The organism is Shimia sp., assembly GCF_041624275.1.
Classification (GTDB): domain Bacteria; phylum Pseudomonadota; class Alphaproteobacteria; order Rhodobacterales; family Rhodobacteraceae; genus Shimia.
Map to the genome: position 1 here is coordinate 1 of NZ_JBFJVE010000275.1, position 2,736 is coordinate 2,736.

Annotated in this window: 2 protein-coding genes and 1 pseudogene; 2 read left to right on the plus strand and 1 reads right to left on the minus strand. The window is 64.8% G+C overall.

Features of this window, described 5'->3' with window-relative positions:
- Both ABZD10_RS14950 and ABZD10_RS14955 read left to right on the plus strand, forming a co-directional pair.
- On the plus strand, positions 1-2,168 hold a 2,168-nt coding region (locus tag ABZD10_RS14950), incomplete at its 5' end, for a DNA gyrase subunit A (RefSeq protein ID WP_372887727.1).
- A gap of 50 nt (positions 2,169-2,218) precedes the next feature.
- Positions 2,219-2,569 carry a hypothetical protein gene (locus tag ABZD10_RS14955; protein ID WP_372887729.1) on the plus strand — a complete coding sequence of 117 codons (351 nt, stop codon included), beginning with the start codon at positions 2,219-2,221 and terminating at the stop codon, positions 2,567-2,569.
- 17 nt (positions 2,570-2,586) lie between these two features.
- On the opposite strand, the pseudogene ABZD10_RS14960 reads toward ABZD10_RS14955, so the two are convergent.
- Positions 2,587-2,736 (minus strand): annotated as a pseudogene (locus tag ABZD10_RS14960) (carboxypeptidase M32); the annotation flags it as partial.

Here is a 2,736-nt window from a genome sequence, read left to right on the forward strand (position 1 = left end):
GCATCGCCGTGGGCATGGCGACCAATATCCCGCCGCACAACCTCAATGAGGTGATCGACGCCTGCCTGCGGCTGATCGACAATCCCGAGGCGGACATTGACGAATTGATGGAGTGCATACCGGGGCCCGATTTCCCCACCGCCGGCATCATCAATGGTGCCGCGGGCATCCTGATGGCCTATCGCACCGGCCGCGGTCGCATTTACATGCGGGCCCGGGCGGAGTTCGAGGAATTCGACCATGGTCGCGAATCCATCGTCGTGACCGAACTGCCCTACCAGGTCAACAAGGCGAAGCTGATCAAGCACATTGCCGAGCTGGTCAAGGAAAAGAAGATCGAGGGCGTCGCCCATGTGCAGGTCGAAAGCGACCGCAACGGCGTGCGCGTGGTGGTCGAGCTGAAACGCGACGCCACCCCCGACGTGGTGCTGAACCAATTGTTCCGTTTCACGCCGATGCAGACCTCGTTCGGATGCAACATGCAGGCGCTGAACGGCGGCCGGCCCGAGCAGCTGACGCTGCGCAAATTCCTTACGTCTTTCATAGACTTCCGCGAGGAAGTTGTCGCACGGCGCACGGCCTACGACCTGCGCAAGGCACGCGAACGCAGCCACATCCTGTGTGGCCTCGCGGTGGCGGTCTCCAACGTCGACGAGGTGGTCGCCACCATCCGCGCCTCGGCGGATGCGGCCGAGGCGCGCGAAAAGCTGATGACCCGCCGCTGGCCGGCGGCGGAGATCGCCGATTACATCCGGCTGATCGACGATCCGACCCATACGATGAACGACGACGGCACCTACAACCTGTCGGAAACCCAGGCTCGCGCCATCCTCGAACTGCGCCTGCAACGGCTGACCCAGATCGGCGTCAAGGAAGTCACTGGCGAACTTGAAGAACTGGCCGGTAAGATCAAGGAATACCTCGAGATTCTCGGATCGCGCGAACGCATCATGGGGCTGATTGCCGACGAGCTGCGCGAAGTGAAGGAAAAATTCGCCGTCGACCGCCGCACCGAGATCGTCGAGTGGTCGGGCGACATGGAGGACGAAGACCTGATCGAGCGCGAGGACATGGTGGTGACCGTGACCTCGGGCGGCTATATCAAGCGCACGCCGCTGGCCGATTTCCGGGCCCAGAAACGCGGCGGCAAGGGGCTGTCGGGCATGCAGACCAAGGAAGAGGACGTGGTGACCACGCTCTTCGTGGCCAATACCCACACCCAGCTCTTGTTCTTCTCGACCGACGGCATGGTCTACAAGCTGAAGACCTGGCGCCTGCCGCTGGGCGGACGCACCGCCAAGGGCAAGGCGATCGTCAATATCCTGCCCATTCCGCAGGGTGCCTCGGTCGCCGCGATCATGCCGGTCGACGTGCCCGAAGAGGATTGGTCGAAGCTGCAGATCTTCTTTGCCACCAGCGCCGGCGACGTGCGCCGCAACGCGCTCAGCGATTTCACCAATGTGATGCGCAACGGCAAGATCGCCATGGACCTGCCCGAGGGCGTGGAACTGGTCAATGCGCGCATCTGCTCGGAAGACGACGACGTGATGCTGGTCACCAACTCGGGCCGCGCCATCCGCTTCCCCGCGACCGAGGTGCGGGTGTTCAAGGGCCGCAAGTCGACCGGGGTGCGGGGCATCAAACTGTCAGGTGATGACCGCGTGGTGTCGATGTCGGTGATCCGCCACTTCGAAGCCGCCCCGGAAGAGCGCGCCGCCTATCTCAAGATGCGCCGCGCCGTGGCCGGGCTGACCGACGATGCCGAGGCCGACGAGGAAGAGACCGCGGTCGCCGGCGAGCTGAGCCAGGAACGCTATGCCGAGATGTCGGCGGTGGAAAACCTGATCCTGACCATCACCGCAGGCGGCGCCGGCAAGCTGTCGTCAAGCCACGACTACCCGGTGCGCGGGCGCGGCGGCATGGGTGTGGCGGCCATGGACAAGGCGATGCGCGGCGGTGAGCTGGTCGCCTCCTTCCCTGTCGATCTTGACGACCAGATCATGCTTGCCACCTCCAGGGGCCAGTCGATCCGGGTGCCGGTCGACGGTATTTCCTTCCGCTCTCGCAGCGCCGGAGGTGTGAAAGTGTTCAACACCGGCAAAGGCGAAGAGGTGGTCTCGGTCGCCCGAATCGCCGAGCAGAGCGACGAAGACGACAGCCAAGAGTGAAACAAACGGGCGGCCCGGCGGGTCGCCCTTTTCCCTGCGGGACCATGCCGATGAAACGACGTCTCACGACCCTTGCGCTGACACTTCTGGCGCAGCCGATGCTGGCAGAGGAGCTGACCGGACCCGCCCTGCTGTCGCAGATCGGCGGCAGCCATTTCGACTGCCTGATGGGCGAAACCCCTTTGCAGTGGGTGGTCTCCGAAGTTGCGCCCGACGCCACGGTGGTCCCCTATACGGCGACGGTGCGCGGCAAGACGGTCGAAGCGCAATACACTCTGAGCGCCGCCGGGCGCCTGACCTCGGACGGCTACGGCGACGAACGCCGGGTTGAAAGCAACCCCGAAGGGCAGCTGATCGTCACCCGCTCGGACGGGCGCGCCATGACCTGCACGGCGCGCTGAGCGGGCTCAGAACCCGATCAAAGCCCGTAGAGATCGCCGAATTTGGCTTCGAGATAGGCCAGCAGGGGCTCTGGCCCCGGCTCCATGCCGCTGGCATAGCGGATCGTCTCGCGCGGCGGGCGCAGGCCGCCGAAGCGTTGCAGATTGTCGCGCAGCCAGCCCGTCGC